The organism is Pseudomonas syringae group sp. 26L6, assembly GCF_032587815.1.
In the GTDB taxonomy this organism is placed as follows: domain Bacteria; phylum Pseudomonadota; class Gammaproteobacteria; order Pseudomonadales; family Pseudomonadaceae; genus Aquipseudomonas; species Aquipseudomonas amygdali.
Genome location: NZ_JAWHPJ010000020.1, coordinates 35,814 through 52,350, shown reverse-complemented (window position 1 = coordinate 52,350; position 16,537 = coordinate 35,814). Strand labels below are relative to the sequence as shown.

General features: G+C 58.9%; 15 protein-coding genes. 5 read left to right on the top strand and 10 right to left on the bottom strand.

Annotated features, from left to right (window positions below; genetic code table 11):
- Positions 1 to 221 precede the first annotated feature (221 nt).
- From RYA97_RS11160 to RYA97_RS11120, 9 genes are all read right to left on the bottom strand, one after another.
- On the bottom strand, positions 222 to 986 hold the full coding sequence (locus RYA97_RS11160) for an ABC transporter ATP-binding protein (RefSeq protein WP_002554833.1): 765 nt from the start codon (positions 984 to 986) through the stop codon (positions 222 to 224).
- Between the two features lie 9 nt (positions 987 to 995).
- A complete protein-coding gene (locus RYA97_RS11155) occupies positions 996 to 2,114 on the bottom strand; it encodes a succinylglutamate desuccinylase/aspartoacylase family protein (RefSeq protein ID WP_117140181.1) in 1,119 nt (372 codons plus the stop codon).
- 12 nt (positions 2,115 to 2,126) lie between these two features.
- Positions 2,127 to 2,837, bottom strand: coding sequence for an ABC transporter permease (locus RYA97_RS11150; protein WP_002554831.1), 711 nt, complete (start codon positions 2,835 to 2,837; stop codon positions 2,127 to 2,129).
- Positions 2,834 to 3,562: an ABC transporter permease gene (locus RYA97_RS11145; protein WP_002554830.1), complete on the bottom strand. Its 729-nt coding sequence runs from the start codon at positions 3,560 to 3,562 to the stop codon at positions 2,834 to 2,836. Before RYA97_RS11145 ends, RYA97_RS11150 begins: the two co-directional genes overlap by 4 nt.
- Before the next feature lie 80 nt (positions 3,563 to 3,642).
- Complete coding sequence (locus RYA97_RS11140; RefSeq protein ID WP_002554829.1) at positions 3,643 to 4,425, bottom strand: transporter substrate-binding domain-containing protein; 783 nt, start codon at positions 4,423 to 4,425, stop codon at positions 3,643 to 3,645.
- 343 nt (positions 4,426 to 4,768) lie between these two features.
- Positions 4,769 to 6,472, bottom strand: coding sequence for an ATP-dependent DNA ligase (locus RYA97_RS11135; protein WP_057405485.1), 1,704 nt, complete (start codon positions 6,470 to 6,472; stop codon positions 4,769 to 4,771).
- Positions 6,469 to 7,515, bottom strand: a complete 1,047-nt coding sequence (locus tag RYA97_RS11130) for a ligase-associated DNA damage response exonuclease (RefSeq protein WP_005732249.1) — start codon at positions 7,513 to 7,515, stop codon at positions 6,469 to 6,471. The genes RYA97_RS11135 and RYA97_RS11130 overlap by 4 nt, the downstream gene beginning before the upstream one ends.
- Positions 7,516 to 8,095: 580 nt before the next feature.
- Positions 8,096 to 10,570, bottom strand: a complete 2,475-nt coding sequence (locus RYA97_RS11125; RefSeq protein WP_117140182.1) for a penicillin acylase family protein — start codon at positions 10,568 to 10,570, stop codon at positions 8,096 to 8,098.
- A gap of 195 nt (positions 10,571 to 10,765) precedes the next feature.
- The gene (locus RYA97_RS11120; RefSeq protein ID WP_002554826.1) at positions 10,766 to 10,972 is read right to left on the bottom strand and encodes an SEC-C metal-binding domain-containing protein; all 207 of its coding nucleotides are present in this window, start codon (positions 10,970 to 10,972) and stop codon (positions 10,766 to 10,768) included.
- 159 nt (positions 10,973 to 11,131) lie between these two features.
- On the opposite strand from RYA97_RS11120, the gene RYA97_RS11115 reads away from it, so the two are divergent.
- From RYA97_RS11115 to RYA97_RS11105, 3 genes are all read left to right on the top strand, one after another.
- Positions 11,132 to 11,788: a LexA family protein gene (locus RYA97_RS11115; protein ID WP_054996890.1), complete on the top strand. Its 657-nt coding sequence runs from the start codon at positions 11,132 to 11,134 to the stop codon at positions 11,786 to 11,788.
- Positions 11,789 to 11,916: 128 nt separating this feature from the next.
- A complete protein-coding gene (locus RYA97_RS11110) occupies positions 11,917 to 12,165 on the top strand; it encodes a DUF1654 domain-containing protein (protein WP_005743217.1) in 249 nt (82 codons plus the stop codon).
- Between the two features lie 263 nt (positions 12,166 to 12,428).
- Positions 12,429 to 12,758 carry a hypothetical protein gene (locus RYA97_RS11105; protein ID WP_002554823.1) on the top strand — a complete coding sequence of 110 codons (330 nt, stop codon included), beginning with the start codon at positions 12,429 to 12,431 and terminating at the stop codon, positions 12,756 to 12,758.
- A 9-nt stretch (positions 12,759 to 12,767) separates the two neighbouring features.
- Here RYA97_RS11105 and RYA97_RS11100 read toward each other — a convergent pair whose 3' ends face one another.
- Complete coding sequence (locus RYA97_RS11100) at positions 12,768 to 13,259, bottom strand: LEA type 2 family protein (protein ID WP_005755521.1); 492 nt, start codon at positions 13,257 to 13,259, stop codon at positions 12,768 to 12,770.
- Positions 13,260 to 13,373: 114 nt separating this feature from the next.
- Here RYA97_RS11100 and RYA97_RS11095 point away from each other — a divergent pair, with 114 nt between their 5' ends.
- Together RYA97_RS11095 and RYA97_RS11090 are read left to right on the top strand one after the other, a co-directional pair.
- Positions 13,374 to 13,937: a hypothetical protein gene (locus RYA97_RS11095; RefSeq protein WP_016982558.1), complete on the top strand. Its 564-nt coding sequence runs from the start codon at positions 13,374 to 13,376 to the stop codon at positions 13,935 to 13,937.
- Between the two features lie 111 nt (positions 13,938 to 14,048).
- Entirely contained in the window at positions 14,049 to 16,484 is a 2,436-nt protein-coding gene (locus RYA97_RS11090; RefSeq protein WP_316892307.1) for a TonB-dependent receptor, read from the top strand.
- Positions 16,485 to 16,537 lie beyond the last annotated feature (53 nt).

Below are 16,537 nucleotides of genomic sequence, written 5' to 3'. Positions count from 1 at the left end.
TGGCGACGCAGAGCGTCGAGCACTGCATCCCCACGCTGGAGCGTAGGAACGATGATCTCAATATCGTGCGTCGCTCCGCGTCGCATGCCTTTCCGGACGCTCCGCGTCCTCCTGGCGACGCAGAGCCTCTAGCACTGCATCCCCACGCTGGAGTGGGGACTATAGTCGTGGATATTTCAGTTCCGGTTACCAGGCGTTTCCGGCTTCATACACAAAAAGCGCTACTTCAGATTTCCACTCAAAAACTGCTGCAAGCGCTCGCTTTTCGGATTGTTAAGCACCTCGTCCGGGTGGCCGGATTCTTCGATCTGGCCTTGGTGCAGGAACACCACCTGGCTCGCAACCTTGCGCGCAAAGCCCATCTCGTGTGTCACCAGAATCATGGTCCGGCCTTCCTCGGCCAAGCCCTGAATGACCTTCAGCACTTCACCGACCAGTTCCGGGTCCAGTGCCGAGGTAGGTTCGTCGAACAGCATGATTTCCGGCTCCATTGCCAGCGCACGGGCAATGGCCACGCGCTGTTGCTGGCCGCCCGACAGGAACGCCGGGTACTGATCGGCAACACGCTCCGGCAGCCCGACCTTTTCCAGGTACTTGCGCGCGCGGGCCTCGGCTTCGGCCTTTGGCACGCCCAGTACGCGGCGTGGAGCCATGGTGATGTTTTCCAGCACGGTCATGTGCGCCCACAGGTTGAAGTGCTGAAACACCATAGCCAGCCGCGTGCGGATGCGCTGCAGTTCGTCCGCGTCGGCAACGCGCATGCCGTCCTTGTCGCTGACCATGCGTACTTGCTTGCCATCCAGGCTCATCGCCCCGTCATTGGGCTGTTCAAGAAAGTTGATGCAGCGCAGAAAGGTACTCTTGCCGGAGCCACTGGCGCCGATCAGGCAGATCACGTCACCGCTGCTGGCCTTGAGCGATACGCCTTTGAGCACTTTGTTGTCGCCATAGCTTTTGTGCAGGCCATCGATGGTCAGTTTGTACATGACAGGTCCTCAAGGAGAAAGTAGATAGCCGCTGCGATAGGCCTGGGTGCCAGCGATGTGCGCAATGACCATGCCGGCAGTCGCCATGCGGCGCAGTGAGCGGGCGTACAGCAGGCCCGCGTTCAAGGCATGGATGCAGGCCACGGTGTCGCTGATCGGGTCGATGACCTCGGCAATCAGTTGGCCAGCCTCGACGTGTTCGCCGGGCATCGCGCAGAACACCAGCAGGCCGCCGACCGGCGTGGTCACCGGTTCGACCGCTGCCAATGGCGTCGCGGGATAGAGCAGTTCGGGCAGCGGCTGGCGTTCGCCGTCGATGATGCCTGCGTCGATCAGGTAATGAATGATGGCCTGACAGTCACGGCTGGCGAGGGCATGGTTTACATCGCCTTGCCCGCGCAACTCCAGTGTCACCGAGAAGCTGCCCATGGGAATCGGAAAGCGCTCACCGAAGCGTTGCTGCAATTGCCACCAGACCAGCGTGAAGCATTCGTCGAACGACTGGCCACCCGAGTCGGTCGCCAGCAGGCTGGCTTGCGCGCCCAGGTAGCGCGACAGCGGCTCGACTTTCGGCCAGGCTTCGGGCGTGGTGTACAGATGCTCGACCGATTCGAAATCACAGTGCAGGTCCAGCACCATGTCGGCATCGCAAGCCAGGCGCTGCAGGGTCAGGCGCAGCGATTGCAATTGGGTGTTTGCGGGTACGGCATCCAGCGCCGCTCTCAGGCTGTCCCGCACCAGTGCGACGTTGTGCTCTGCATCAGCAGTCAGCCGGGCTTCGATATCATCGCCGACCTGCGCGCCAAGGTCGCTGAACCAGCGATTGAAGTTCTGGCCGCTTTCCAGCTCGTAGCGGCCCAAAGGTGTGTCCATCAGGACCTGTTCCAGACCAATCGGGTTGGCGACCGGCACCACGACGACTTCACCCAGCAGGCGCCCGGCACTTTCCAGTTCTGCCAGACGTTGCTTCAGGTACCAGGCAACCAGCATGCCCGGCAGTTCGTCCGCATGCAGCGAAGCCTGGATATAAACCTTGCCGGAAGCGTTTTGCGGGCCGTAGTGAAAGCTGTGGACCTGCCGGGCAGTGCCTGGCACTGGCGACAGCAAGTCATGGGTGTGATGGTGCATGTTCAGTCCTGATTAATGGGCCGGGCCGAGAAAGGCCAGCCAGCGGCGTTCGGCAAGGCGGAACAGCCCGACCAGAATGAACGTCACGGTCAGGTACATGACGGCGGCGATACCGAAGGACTGGAAGGTCATGAAGGTCGCAGAGTTGGCATCCCGCGCCACTTTCAATATGTCCGGCACCGTGGCGGTAAAGGCCACCGTGGTCGAGTGCAGCATCAGGATCACTTCATTGCTGTAGTACGGCAGCGACCGGCGCAGCACCGACGGCATGATCACGTAGGCGTAAAGCTTCCAGCCGGTCAGGCCGTAGGCTTTGGCCGCTTCGACTTCGCCGTGGGCCATGCTGCGGATCGCACCGGCAAAGATCTCTGTGGTGTACGCACAGGTGTTCAGGGTGAAGGCCAGGATTGTGCAGTTCATCGCATCGCGAAAAAACGCATCCAGCATCGGCTGTTCACGCACCGCAGCAATGCTGTAAATGCCGGTGTAGCAAATCAGCAACTGTATATAGAGGGGCGTGCCGCGAAACAGGTAGGTGTAGAACTGCACTGGCCAGCGTACCCAGCGGTTTTTCGACACCCGTGCAATCGACAGCGGGATCGACACGCAGAAGCCGATGGCGATAGAGGCGCTGAGCAGCCACATGGTCATGGCCAGCCCAGTGATATTTACGCCGTCTGTATAAAGGAAGGGTTTCCAGTATTCCTGTAACAATTCGATCATCGCTGTGCCTCCCGGCTGCCTGCGGCATAGTGCCGTTCAGCCCAACGCAGGGCGAAGTTCGAGGCGCTGGTGATCAGCAGGTAGATCAATGCCGCCAACACCAGAAAGTAGAACAACTGGTAGGTGCTTTTGCCGGCGTCCTGCGAGGCCTTGACCAGATCAGCCAGGCCGATGATCGATACCAGCGCCGTAGCCTTGAGCAGTACCTGCCAGTTATTGCCGATCCCCGGCAGTGCGTAACGCATCATTTGCGGGAACACAACGTAGCGAAAGCGCTGGCCGCGTTTCAGTCCATAGGCCGTCGCTGCTTCCACCTGACCGCGAGGCACGGACAGAATCGCGCCGCGAAACGTCTCGGTGAAATATGCCCCATAAATGAAGCCCAAAGTGATGACACCCGCGCCAAACGGGTTGATCTCGATGTATTCCCATTCCATCGCGTCGGTGAGCATGGTCAGCCATGTTTGCAGGCTGTAGAAAATCAACAGCATCAACACCAGGTCCGGGATACCGCGGATCAGTGTTGTATAAATTTGTGCCGGCACGCGCAGCAGCGCCGAGCTCGACAGTTTGGCACTTGCCCCGATCAGCCCGAGCAGGATGCTCAGCGCGAGGGACAGCACAGCCAGTTTGATGGTCATCCAGGTGCCTTCCAGCAACAGCGGGCCAAAGCCCTTCAGGCTGAATGCCGAGAGTCCCAGGTTTTGCATGAGTGCATCGAGCATGGATAGGCCTTGCTTTCAAAAACAGAGACGCCCATCGATTGGGCGGCGAATCATCGCCGAAATCGATGGGCGTCGGGGTGTTATTTGCCGCTGTACAGGTTCAGGTCGCCAAAATGCTTTTTCTGGATTTCGGCGTAGGTGCCGTCGTCGTGCATCGCTTTGATGCCTTTATCCAGCAGCGCTTTCAGCTCTTTGTTGCCCTTGGCGATGCCGATGGCGGTTTTGGCTGGCAGCAATTCGCTGTCGATAGGCTTGCTGACTTCGTAATCAGCACCGGCTGGCGATTTCAGGAAACCCAGTTCGGCTTGCAGCATGTCCTGGATCGAAGCGTCCAGACGACCGGAAGTCAGGTCGGCGTAAACCTGATCCTGGTTGGCGTAGGCCTTGGTGGATACACCGGCCTTGTCCAGTACGGCCTTGGCGTAGGCTTCCTGGATAGTGCCTTGCTCATAGCCAACGGTTTTGCCTTTCAGGCTGGCCGGGTCGGCGGTAAAGCCTGCACCTTTCTTGAACACCAGCGAAGTAGGGCCGGAGAACAGTTCGTTGGAGAAGTCGATGACTTTTTCGCGAGCAGGGGTCACGGTCATCGAGGAAATAACGCCGTCGAACTTGCGTGCCTTGAGGCCGGGAATCATGCCGTCGAAATCGCTTTCAACCCATTTGCAGGTGACCTTCAGCTCTTTGCAGATCGCGTTGCCCAGATCGATATCGAAGCCGACCAGGCTGCCGTCGGCGGCTTTGGATTCAAACGGCGCATAGGACGGATCAACGCCGAAGCGCAGTTCCTTGTATTCCTTGGCCATCGTATTACCGGCGGCGAGGCACAGAGCCAGTGCAGAAAGAGTCAGCCATGCTTTTTTCATTGTTCAGTCCTTAAAACCTTAAATGGGGCGTTGGGAACACGCGAAGCTTGCTACCGGCAAGTGCCAGACTGGCAGAAGGTAGCAATTTCCGAACCAGAGCGATGAACGTGCGTTTGAAATGTAAGGCGTTGTCGCTATTTCGTATAAATGGCTGGCAATCTGCCGCCTTGGCATGTTTATGGGCGGGATGTTGTTCTCTGTGACTTAAACCACACCCCCATCAGGCTCGCGGCGAGCGGCAGAATGGTAACGAAAGAGAACGGTTGTTGCGGGCAGGCAAACCCTGGTGGCAGGCCGTGTTTCAAAAAGGTGCACGTCAATTTACGTGCACTTTTTCGGTGCGTCAGTTCAGCAGGTCCTGTAATGACGCCAGGCTGTCGGCTTCGGCCACCGGCTTGTCCTGCCGCCAGCGCAACATGCGCGGGAAGCGCACCGCAATGCCGCTCTTGTGGCGCTTTGACAAGGCAATGCCTTCAAAGCCCAGTTCGAATACCAGCGTCGGCGTGACGCTGCTCACCGGGCCAAATTTTTCCACGGTGGTTTTACGAACGATGGCGTCGACCTTGCGCATTTCCTCGTCGGTCAGCCCTGAGTAGGCTTTGGCGAATGGCACCAGCGTGCGCTCACTGGCGTCGGGCGGGCCGTCCCACACCGCAAAGGTGTAGTCGCTGTACAGACTGGCGCGTCGGCCGTGGCCACGTTGCGCGTAGATCAGCACGGCATCGACACTGAACGGGTCGATTTTCCATTTCCACCACACGCCCATGTCCTTGGTGCGACCGACGCCGTACAGCGAGTCGCGGGCCTTGAGCATCATGCCCTCGACGCCCAGACTGCGAGAGGCTTCACGTTGCGTCGCCAGATCAAGCCAATCCTTGCCAGTGAGTACCGGGGAGGGCATCAGCACCTCGCTCTGGACGCTTTCGATCAAGGTTTCCAGTTGCGTGCGACGTTCATGTTGCGGCCGGCTGCGCCAGTCATCGCCTTGCCATTCAAGCAGGTCATAGGCCAGCACTACCACGGGAACGTCGGCGAGGATCTTCTTGCCGAGTGTCTTGCGGCCAATCCTCTGTTGCAACAGGGCGAAGGGCTGAACCGAAGGTGACGCTGTGGTGGCATCACCGTTCAACGCAAATTCAGCGCTGCCATCGGGGCTCGGCTCGGGAGCTTTCCAGACGACGATTTCGCCGTCTATCACCGTGCCGTCAGGCAGGCACTGCGTCAGGCTGTGCAGCTCCGGAAACCGGTCGGTGACCAGCTCTTCGCCACGCGACCAAATCCACAAGCGTCCGTCACGTTTGACCAGTTGTGCGCGAATACCGTCCCACTTCCATTCCACCTGCCAGTTCTCGGCCGCCCCGAGCAACTCCTCGAACTGATCTGCGGGCTGTTGCAGGGAATGGGCAAGAAAAAACGGATAAGGCTGACCGCCACGTTGTGCGTGCTCATCTTCGGATTCAGGCGCGATCAGTTTCAGGTAACGATCGGCGCTGGGCCGATGCGACAGGTCGGTATAGCCCACCAGTCGTTGGGCGACGCGCTTGCTGTCAATGTCCGCCAGCGCAGCCAGTGCGCGCGTCACCAGCAGTTTCGACACGCCAACCCGGAAACTGCCGGTAATCAGTTTTATACAGACCATCAGGCTGCTGCGGTCCAGTTGCGACCAGAACAGCGGCAACCGCTCGGCGAGTTCTTCGGGCGGCAGGCCGCGCAACGGCAGCAGCTTGTCTTCCATCCAGGTGGCCAGGCCCTCGTCATTGCTGTGATCGGCCTGGGGCAGCAACAGCGACAAGGTCTCCGCCAGATCGCCGACCGCCTGATAGCTTTCTTCGAACAGCCACTCTGGCAGATTCGCCAGAGTCATTGCCTGCTCGCGCAACACGCGGGTCGGCACCAATTGCCTGGGGCGTCCACCGGACAGAAAGTAGACGGCCCAGGCAGCATCTTCTGCAGCCGCTTTCTCGAAATAATCACGCATCGCGGCGAGTTTGGCGTTGCTCGATGTGGTTGCGTCCAGTTGTGCGTAGAGTTCCGCGAAGGCTTTCATGACTGAGCCTCCCCCGCAGTTACCGCCTCAGGCTCTGCCGTCGCCGGATTGCTGTCTTCTTCATCGCCGTATTCGGTGCTGAAGCCTTGCGCATCCAGCCCCAGTTCGCGCAGATAGCGCACTAATATGCCGACCGAACCGTGGGTGACCATGACCCGCTCGGCACCAGTCTGTTCGATGGCCCACAGCAAGCCCGGCCAGTCAGCGTGATCGGATAGCACAAAGCCGCGATCCACGCCACGCCGACGTCGCGTGCCGCGCAGCATCATCCAGCCGCTGGCAAACGCATCGCTGTATTCGCCGAAGCGCTTCATCCAACTGCTGCCACCGGCCGAGGGCGGGGCGAGAATCAACGCCTGACGCAGGGCCGGATCAGTCTTTTTGAAATCGCCAGCGTATTGGGTTTCCGGAATACGAATGCCACCTTCGCGATAGACCCGGTTCAACGGCTCGACAGCGCCATGCACCAGAATCGGCCCGATCTGCGAATCAATGCCATGCAGAATGCGTTGCGCCTTGCCGAACGAGTAGGCGAACAGCACGCTGGCCTTGCCTTGGGCCGCATTGCCACGCCACCACTGGTTGATGCCTTCGAAAATCTGCGACTGCGGTGCCCAGCGATAGATCGGCAGGCCGAAGGTCGATTCGGTAATAAAGGTGTGACAGCGCACCGGTTCGAACGCCGCACACGTGCCGTCGGGTTCGACTTTGTAATCCCCGGAAGCCACCCAGACTTCGCCTTGGTACTCCAGCCGCACCTGCGCCGACCCCAGCACATGCCCGGCCGGGTGCAGGCTGAGTTTTACCCCGTGATGGGTGATGGTTTCGCCGTATTCCAGGGTCTGCAGGTTGATGTCCTGGCCAAGGCGCGAACGCAGAATGCCCTCGCCACTGGCCGCCGACAGGTAATGCTGATTGCCGGTACGGGCGTGGTCGCCATGCGCATGGGTAATGACGGCCCGTTCGACCGGGCGCCACGGGTCGATATAGAAATCACCGGGTGGGCAGTACAAACCTTCGGGACGAGCAACGACAAGATCCATGAGGCAACCGTATGGATGGGCTTGTTAGCTATGAGCAGGGGCAGGGCGGGAAGTTCGGGGAGTTTGCGTGCGCTACGGAGCGTGAGTCGCGACATGTGTACGAGAAAACAGGTCGCTACCGTCACCATGCTCTGGTATGGAGATGATGTTCTGGAGAGCACTGTTGTGCATAAAAGCGCTTTTTTATCACGATGGCACTGACGACGCAGAGTGCGACGTAAGTGACGGCTGAGTCCTGGCGCTGATCCGGGGGTAGCCTGGCAGGACGCCAGGCTAGCCGCACCGGGCCATGGATGGCCCGTTGCGGCGACCCCCGGATCAGTGACAGGGCGAAGGAACCCGACGAAGTCGGGCCGGAAACAGGAGCGAGGGGATTTGCCTACTTTGGCCCCATCAAAGTAGGTCGCCGAGGGGCGAAAAGGTGACTCAAGTCGAGCCTGAGTCTCACTGAATCGCAGAACTGTGTGACGCGGAGCGTCACGAAATGCATTACCACGCGGAGCGTGGGAACGATAGGCGTTCGGGAGCCTGCTCCGCGTGGGTACGCCGTTCTGGACGCTCCGCGTCCGGTTTTCGGCGCCTACTTGCCCGGCGTCAGTGTCAGGCGTTGCTTGCCGTAGCCCTTCTCATAGTTCTGCTGTTGCAGCGGTATCGACATGTATTGCCCCTTCTGCCACGGCTCGATGCTGTTGGCGTAATACGGGCTGGCCGGGTTGCCGGACTGGCCGGTGCTGATCAGGCCGGTCATAGGCTCGACAAGGCTGAAGTCGACGATCATGCGCAGGCCGGGGGCCACGTGTGTATCGAAACCTTTACCCCACTCGAAACCGGACACGTTCAGCGTGCTGTGGTCACCACCTGCCGGTGAGGCACCGCGATTGAACTCGCCGCCACCCAACTGTTTGGCGAGCGGGCTGGTCGAGGTCCAGTTGTCGCGGTGCAGTTTGCCCCATTGCCAGGCCTTGTGATCGCTGCCCAACAGGCTGTCGCCACTGGTGACAGCAGCCGCCAGACTGCGCGCCAGGATGGCTGGCTTGTCTTCTTTCTGCGGAGTTTTGACGTCATCCCAGTAAGGGCTGTCATCACGGCCCAGCAAATGGTCGGCTTGCGGCGAATACGACGAGCTGGCGTTGGCCACCAGCGCCTGCCAGGCAGGACTGGTTTCCGGGCCTAGCTCATCAAGGAAAATCTGTTTGGCGCTTTCCTGCAGAAACAGCTCGTACAGCGCAGCGTCAGCCGACGTTGCGCTGAGCTTGCCATCGAATGCCATCAGGCGCGTGAACGCTTCGCGGGCCTTGTTGCGATCCGCTTCCGGCAGGGCGTCGATAGCCTGCTTGAGCGGCTTGCTCATGCCCGGTGCCTGGAACATGGTCTTGAGTTTGGCCGCGAATGTCGTGGTCTGGTCGTACTGCATGGCGACGGTGCTGCGCAGGTCCTGCTTGCCGCTGTTGGCCAGTTCGGCAATGCGCTCGGCGCGCTCCGGGTAGCCCCACGAGTTGGAGAGCTGCATGCCGTAGCCTTTCGGAATGGTGCGCTGGTTGGCCGCCGCGAGCCAGCCCTGACGCGGGTCCTGGTCGTAAGGATGGAGCATTGAGTCGGCGAAACCGTCCCAGTCATATTTGCCATCCCAGCCCGGCGAAGGCAGCAGGCCCTGGCCTTCACGGCGGTTCGGGAAGCGGCCGGTGACCTGCCAGCCAATATTCGAGGCATCGGCGAAGATCATGTTCAGGGTAATCGCACGAATCTCGCGGCTGGTATCGAACGCCTTCTCGACGTTGGGTGCACGGGACAGATCAAAGAATGCGTCCAGGCTCTTGTCGTCCTTGAAGTTCGGCACTTGCAGCGCCAGGCTCAAGCCATTGCCCGGTGGCGTTGCGGATGCGTTGAGCAGCGCGCCGTGGCGGGTTTCGTATACGGTTTCGCGAAGCGGGCTACCGCCTTTGACGAGAAAGGTCTCCTGATGGGCAGTGGCAGGCAGCCATTTGCCGTCAGCCATATAAGAGACGCGGTTGCCTTCGCGCTTGATCTTCTCCAGAAACAGGTCCTGGTTGTCGCCCTTGACGTTGCTCATGCTCCACGCCAGCTTGCCGTTGAAACCGCTCAGGACCAGCGGCAAGCCTGCGATGGAAACACCGGACACCTGATATTTCGGTGCCCGGATCTGCACGAAGCTCCAGGCGGAGTTGAGCCCGGCAGGCAGTTGCATGTCGCTGGCCAGCAGGCTCTTGCCGCTTCGGCTGCGTTGCGGCGCGATGGCCCAGTTGCTGGAGGCTGCAACACCAAGCATGTTCAGGTCCGAGAGCTGCAAGGCGATCTTGTTCAGGTCGCTCAGGCCGTTGACCTGATTATTCAGGTTCAGGCCCTTGAGCTTGTCGGCTTCGGCAAATGGCAGTTCTTCGTCAGGGTAGGTCGGCAGCAGCCAGGCAAGTTTGTCTGCCCCGACTTTCTGCGCCAGCACCAGTGCCGAAAGCTCTTCCTGCAGGTTCACCGACAGGCTGAAATTGAGCAGGCTGAAGATCAGTGCCGAGTCTTCCGGTTTCCAGTATTCCGGCTTGTAGCCCGAACTGGCGACATCGGCCGGCAGCTTGTCGCGGTAGCGGAACAGGTAAGCGTTAACGCCGCGCGCATAAACGTCGAAGAAGCGCTTCAAGCGAGGCGAGGCGGCGTTATACAGGTCGCTGGCGTTTTGCTTGAGGTTGACCGAGCGCATCAAACGGTCGACTTCCAGCGCGTCCACCCCGGCCATTTCCGACAAACGGCCCTGCGCAAGCAGGCGCATTCCGAGCATCTGACCGATGCGATCACCGGCATGGATGTATCCGAGGGTGAACAGCGCATCGTGGTACGTACTGCTTTCTATCAGCGGCATGCCCATGTTGTTGCGGCGCACGGAAACGTTTTGCGCCAGCCCTTTGAGCGGGAACGTCCCGGAAGCAGGCAGTACGGTCTCGGGATCACCGCCGCCCAACTGGCAGCCGGCAAGGCTCAGGAAACTCGCCGCAGCGGCGGCAGCGCCGAATCGGGGTAGAAAATGACGAAGGGCTGGCGAGGCCATGGGCAAGCTCCTGGAGGGGTAACGTACAAAAGTCGCTACGTTAGAGAGCAGGCCGTCAGCGCGCAAGCGGGGAGGGCGAGTTTATTTCAGGATTTTGCAGAAGCTGGCCACACGCCTCTTGTTCCGCCGCGTTTGAAGATGCGCGCAAATGAAAACGGCCTGCTTATGCAGGCCGTCAGAAGAACGCTCAACGCTTTACGCGCCGTGGCACTTCTTGAATTTCTTGTCGCTGCCGCACGGGCAAGGATCGTTGCGACCCACATCTTTCAGGGTGTTGCGCACCGGTTCCTGGTGGGCGTGCCCGCAGTTCGGACCGTGCACATGGCCATGCTGGTGGTCGTGATGATCGTGATCATGGTCGTGGTTGCAATCGGGGCCATGAACATGGGCTTGCTGGTTCATCGGTTTTACTCCGCAAATAAATCTGGCGCGCATTATCCAGCAAATCGGGACGAAGCAGTATCGGCATATTTCGATTCACATATGATTGCAAATTTAAGTATGCTTATTTTTTCGGGCGTTTTTCAGCGTCTTTGTATTTTCATGCGCAGAGCCAACCTTATGACCCGACAAGAGCGTATTGCCAGGGCAATTGCCGCCAGCGGTATGAAGAAAGGGGAAATTGCCGCACAGTGCGGCGTTGCCAATTCTGCCGTCACTCAATGGATCAGCGGCGAAAGCAAAAGCCTGCGGCCAGAAAACCTCTATGCACTGGCGCGGGCCACGGGCTTTCGTGCCGAGTGGCTGGCGATTGGCGAAGGGCCTGAAAAGGACGCCCCCTTTGATGCCAACGTTGCCCTGATCGATCAACCCAACATGTCCTTTCGTTATCCGGTAATCAGCTGGGTGTCGGCAGGTTCCTGGGAAGAAGCCGTCGAGCCTTACCCCGACGGTTTTTCCGATCGCTATGAAATCTCCGATTACGACTCCAAGGGCCCGGCGTTCTGGCTGGAGGTCAAGGGCGACTCGATGACTGCACCCACTGGCGTCAGCGTGCCAGAGGGGATGATGATTCTGGTTGATACAGAAGCCGATGTGCAGCCCGGCAAGCTCGTTATCGCCAAGCTGCCCGCCAGCAACGAGGCGACCTTCAAGAAGCTGGTCGAGGACGGCGGCACGCGTTACCTGAAGCCCTTGAATCCTGCGTACAAAATGATCGAGTGCGGTGCCGACTGTCGCATCATTGGCGTGGCCGTGAGAATGACCGCCAGGCTATGAGCCTTGTTGTACAAGGCTTGCGGACGTTATCCGTCGCGACGTGAAGCGGAGCGCGTCCTACGAAGTGCTTGCGCAGGTCTTGCAGCTGGAATACTGTATTTATATACAGTTATTTCCGGGAGGCAGTCATGACTGGCACTCGTAATGGGCCGACGGGCGCGTCGTCTTATGAACAGATCGGCAAGCGTATTCAACGGCTGGTATCTGCGCCGAATGTTCAAAAGACCCAGTGGGTCATCGTAGCCCGACGCGACGATGAACCTGAGGACAGCTGGAACGTGGTGCTCCGGGAAATCCAAGAAACCGAAGGTATCGAGGTCGATCCTCAGCCAGACGGTTCGGTAAGGATCGGCTGGCAGCGCTATATCGATAACTGAGCGTTTATAAGGTGCTGCTCCACGTTTGATGGCAAGCGTTTCACTTTATTTTTAAGCATGCTTAATTTTTTGGTTCCAGCTTCACATACCGCCGCAGCATCGACCCGCAATACGCGCAAGGAAGCGATCAAGGGCAGGGCGGGCCCGAACGTCAACCAGGATGACCCTCATCAACCCGTTCCCTGCCATTCGAATGGCAGGCTCTCAGCGTCTGAATTTCTGTGTTCGTGAACGGCTGTATCTCTTGAGCGGAGTCAGGTCCGATGGATATCTTGAATGGTTTGGCAGACAGGGGCGAATGGCTGGTCGCCGGTCTGGTGGGTGCAATCATCTCTGGCTGGTGGCATAAGGCAGGCTTGCTCGACTGGCGTGCCTGGCTGGTTTTCTTGATCACTGGCGTGGCCTGTGCGGTGTTTCTCACCGGCATTGCCAGTGATTATCTGGGCGTGGCCGACCCCCGCAACACCACAGGCGTGGGCTTTCTGCTGGGCTCGTTTGGTGGAGCGCTGATCAGCGCAATCAATCGCGCATTGTGGGCGGCGGATATCTGGAAGTTTCTGCTGGAGCTGATCAAGGGCAAGCTGGGCGGTTAGGCCGCCTGCTTATTTGCGTTGAATCAGCTCCTCTGGTGCAACATCGCCGGTTTTGCCGATCCGTACGTTGTGCCTGAACAGCATGCCGGTCTTGAGCTTGCCTTCAAGCCGGTAATGGATCAGCTCATCAGGTTTTTTCAGCAGTTGAGCGATGTATTTCGCGTACCGCCAAAGGTTGGTACGAACAGGCACCACAAAGGTTTTCCGGCTATGCGCATCGACGAAAAACCAATCACTGAATTGGTCGTCAGCGAGCACAACGTCATTAAGCGAGATCTTGTAGTTCAGGCCGCGCACGAACAGGTCCGAGTCGTTGGGGTTATCGACCTCGAAATACAGCTTGAAATCCTGTTGTGTCAGCCTTGCCTTGACCACCTGGACTTTGAGCAAATGCACTTCCGGATCCTGGACGCTGTCAAAGCTCAGTAACGAGCATCCGCTGAGACCGAACATGACCAGCGCGAGGCTAATGATTCTTGTAATGTGCGCCTGAAAAAACATGGATGTGCTCCGTTTGACGCCTGAGTCTACCAACTCGACGGTCAAGGGTAACGCGCTTGTTGCGCTGTCTGACGCTACGCCATACTTTTTATTGACGTGCTTACCGGTGTCTCCATGAGTGTCTACGAAATTGTCTTCAGTGCCGAACTGGTCGCCGGAGCCCAGCCCGAGAAGGTCAGGGCCAACCTTGGCAAGCTATTCAATGCCGATGCCGAGCGTCTGGAGCTTCTGTTCTCCGGGCGCCGACTGGTCCTGAAAAACAACCTCGACGCGGCAACCGCTGAAAAATACCGCGCAACGCTGGAGCGTGCAGGCGCACGGGTTCATGTGCTGGAAATGAATACACCGCCGCCCATGGAAGAGGTCGAACTGGCGCCGCCGCCCGACGCTCCTACCTGGTTGCGTAAATCCCAGGCCACCCCGCAGTCGGGTACGGGCCGTCTGCAGATCAAACCGCGTGACGCGTATATGGCTGCTTTCGAAAGTGTCGATGCGCCGGATTATTCGGTGGCCGAAGCGGGGGTCGACCTGCTGCCTGCCAAACCTCAGCCCGCTGCGCCGCTGCTGGATCTTTCCCGATTTAGCCTGGCACCGGTGGGCAGCGACATGGGCCATGTCGAAAGGCCCGAGTCACAAGCTGCTCCCGATACTTCTCACCTGAAGGTCATTGCGGAGTAATGCCGCAGGCCAACTGAATCCTGAAACGGAATTATTTTCAATCAGCTCTGTTACTTTCGAACTTTCGCTCGGCTAACAGGCATTGAGAAATATTCCATCAGGAGTTGCCCGATGTCCCGTTCGTTAGACACCCTTCTGCGTCCCAGTCTGTTGGCCGTGGCGATTGCACTGTGCACGCCTCTGGCCAGCCCGCTGCTGATGGCCGCGCAGCAGGCCAGCGTGGTTGCCTATGACCTGCCTGCAGGCCCTCTGGCGACCACGCTGAACCAGATTTCCAGCCAGGGTGGTCTGGCATTGAGCCTCGATCCTGCGCTGGTTGCTGGCAAAACAAGCGCGGCGGTGAAGGGGAATTTCGACGCTGCGACAGCCTTGCGTGAGGCGTTGCGTGGCAGCGGCCTGCAACTGGTGCAGAGCAGCGCCGGGACCTACACGCTGATGGTCATGGAACAAAACGCCTTGAACCTGTCGGATGTGAACATCAATGCCAACAGCGCGCCCGCCGAAGGTTCGGAAGCAGCCGGTTATCGCAGTGAGAACATCAGCAGTGTCGGTGCACTGGGCGGCATGAAACTGCAGGACGCGCCTTATTCCATCAGCGTGACGCCTCAGGCTCTACTGAAAAACATTCAGGCCACCTCGCTGGACGATGTTATCAAGCACAACCCATTCACCCAGATGTACTCGCCGACCAGCGCCGGTTATGCCAGCGCCGTCAACATTCGTGGTTTCAGCAGCGCGGGCAGCCTGAACATCGCCAATGACGGCTTGCGCTTTACCAATGGTGCTGATGGCAGCAACTACATTGAAGAGATGGAACAGCTGGAAGTCATCACCGGCCTGACCGGTTTCCTGTATGGCCCGGCCTCGCCAGGCGGGCTGGTCAACTACGTCATCAAGCGCCCCACTTACGAACGCTATAACAGCGTCACGCTGGGCAATGCCGGTGGCGAAAACTACTACCTGCATGGCGATTTCGGCGGGCCGATCGACAGCGAAGGCAAGTTTGCCTATCGCCTGAACGTGTTGACTCAGGATGGCGAAACCGCTGTCGACATGAACAAGCGTCGTCGCGAAATGATTTCCCTGGCGCTGGACTGGAACGTCTCCGACGACCTGCTGGTGCAGTTCGACGCTTCACACAAAAAGACCGAAATCCGCGGTCTGACCAGTTATTGGTACTTTGGTGACCAGTCGTTACGCCCAAGCGCAGCCTCGCTGGACAACGACAAACTCTACAGCCAGAAATGGTCGTTTTCCGATTATGAATCCGACAAGGCGGGCGTACGCGCCAAATGGCGCTTGAACGATACATTCACCTTGCGCGCGGCCTTTGCAGCCCAGCAGTACACTTCGGAAAACACCTACACCGGGCCGACGGTTTACAGCGCGGGTCTGTATTCGCAGCCGTTATACGCCTTCGCACCGATCGAAACCGAAGAAAAGACCGGCTCGCTGTTTCTGGATGCAGCATTCGATACCGGCTTTCTCGGCCACAAAGTCACGATGGGGTACCAGGGCAATACATCTCGCCAGAAGCAGTACGAAGACCACATCCCGTACACGCCTGGTCAGCCTGGTCCGCAATACACCTCGCCAGTCGGCACGATACCGCTCGACCAGACACCTCAGGTCGGCAAACCGTCGTACTCGATTGGCCACGGCAACCAGCGTCTGGCCAATAGCTCGGAGAGCAACAACTTCCTGATCGGCGACATCATCACCTTCAACGAGCAATGGTCGGCAATTCTTGGCGTGACCAACACGCAGATCAAGACTTACGCCAACGAGTTCGTTTACGCCAAGGCTTTCGGCTCCGCAGAGACCGAGACCAAATACAACGAAAGCAAGACCTCGCCGAATATCTCGCTGGTCTACAAGCCACTGCCGTGGCTGACCACTTACGCCACCTATATAGAAGGTCTGCAATCCGGAGGTGTCGCCCCGAGCGGCGCAGCCAATGCCGGCCAGGCGTTCGCACCGGAAGTCAGCGAGCAATACGAGATCGGTGCCAAGGCGAAGTTGGGTGAAACCCTGTTTACCCTGGCGCTGTTCAACATCGAGAAGCCCAACGGCTACACCACGGCCTCGAATATTTACGTGGTGGACGGACGTCAGGAAAACAATGGCCTGGAGTTCAGCGTGACCGGCAAAGTCGTTCCGGAGCTGACACTGGTCGGCGGCTTTACCTTGCTGGACCCGAAGATCAAGAAAACCGGCATTGCCGCGGATGAAGGCAACGCACCGACCAACGTCGCCAAGCAACTGGCCAAGGTCTATGCCGAGTACGACATCAATCCGGTGCCTGGGCTGGCGGTAACCGGTGGAGCGTTTTATACCGGCAAGCAATACACCGACCAAAGCAACGAAAACGACCTGCCGTCCTTTACCACCTTCGACGCCGGTGCCCGCTACCGCATGCGCGTCTCGGAAAACGACCTGACCCTGCGGGTCAACGTCAGCAACCTGACCAACAAGGAATACTGGCTCAACAGCAGCTACCTGGGCGACCCGCGTACTGTAGCGTTCTCGGCGCAATTGGAGTTTTGAGCCGAACCCCAATCCACCTGACACGGCAGACCGCTGTGTGATTTAGAGCGTGG